The sequence below is a fragment of the Desulfoferrobacter suflitae genome (assembly GCF_022603395.1).
Lineage (GTDB): Bacteria > Desulfobacterota > Syntrophobacteria > Syntrophobacterales > Syntrophobacteraceae > Desulfoferrobacter > Desulfoferrobacter suflitae.
Window position 1 is genome coordinate 1 of the sequence record NZ_JAIBKA010000036.1, and the last position, 1325, is coordinate 1325.

Annotated in this window: 1 protein-coding gene; it reads left to right on the forward strand. The window is 49.4% G+C overall.

Annotated elements, in window-relative coordinates; genetic code table 11:
- The first annotated feature begins 166 nt into the window (after positions 1-166).
- Positions 167-928, forward strand: a complete 762-nt coding sequence (locus K1V27_RS22470) for an RpnC/YadD family protein (protein ID WP_258932521.1) — start codon at positions 167-169, stop codon at positions 926-928.
- The last annotated feature ends 397 nt before the right edge of the window (positions 929-1325 follow it).

The window sequence follows — 1325 nt, forward strand, 5'->3', positions numbered from 1 at the left end:
CGAATGGAAATATGAAACAACGTCCCCTATTCATCCCATTCATCCCCCTTTTAAGCTGATAATGCATTACGACATTGCCACCAAAATTTTACTTGAAAAATGCCGGGAAGAGATCCTCAAGCGCTTCTTGGGGCTCTCTTTTAGGGAGAGCATCCTGCTCGAGGAGTTGCCGCAAGAGACGTTAAGTGTGAAGCGTAGCGATTTCGTTGTCTTGGTCAAAGATGAAACAGGGTCTGAGCGGTTGGTCCTGATTGAGATTCAGAGTCGCTGGGACCGGCAGATTCCTCTTCGGCTATTGGATTACCGCAGCAGGTATTTATTGAAATATGGCGGAGAAGCCATTTCCTGCGTGTTGCTGCTGACACCTTCCCATACCAGCACAAGCTCGTATCAAGATAATGAGGTCACGTTTCGCTTCCGACTGGTTCCGATATTTGAACTAGATGGCAAGGCGGTGATCGATGAGGGGGTGATCTGTTTACTACCATTGGTGCCCCTCATGCGAGGTGGCGAAGAACTTGCGGACCGGGCCGATGCGCTGCTTTATGAAAGCGGCTTGCCGCGACGCGACAAAGCGGATATGCTGACGGTGATGACGGTTCTTTCAGGTCTTGTTTCCAAAGACCTTCCCCGAGTACTGCTTTCCCGCAGGAGGGATATCATGATTGAGTCTGCTGCTTATGATTTGATTAAACAAGAAGGGCTCCAGGAGGGGCTGCAACAGGGCCTGCAACAGGGGCTGCAACAGGGCTTGCAACAGAGCATTCTTGACATTCTCGATGCCCGCTTCGAATCCGTGCCGCAACCGGTGATTGATATGGTTGAAAAGCATGAAGATTTGCAGACGCTGAAAGACCTTCTCAAAAAAAGTGCTACCATAGATTCCATAAATCAGTTCGAAGAAATCCTGCGGAAAGTAATCCATTGACCTCCGTCTGTTCGTCTGCGGGTCCACAATCGGAGTTCAAGTTTTACCCTATCCAAAGCAACGCTGGTGCGAATCAAGGCACGGCGACCTGGCATGCCCCCATGTGTTGTCCAGATAACCTTATTAGCGGCCGCCTCTCGGCCGGTAAGAAAGAAATCAACTCTGTGCCCGTGCTGAGTTAAAAACGAAGTCACGCTCTGCGTGATGCCTCTGTGGTTCGATTTGCTTGTAATCGTAATTTCATTTCGACATGGAGATTCCCCGTAATCAAAAATGAACTCAAGCACGAGCCCAATTCTGCCGATATGCTGAAGCGCTCATAGCTTCAATCGTCGAGGAGTTACATGTCTTGAGACAACCGGGCCGGCTTGGTTCCCCAACAGTTAAAACTTAAAAC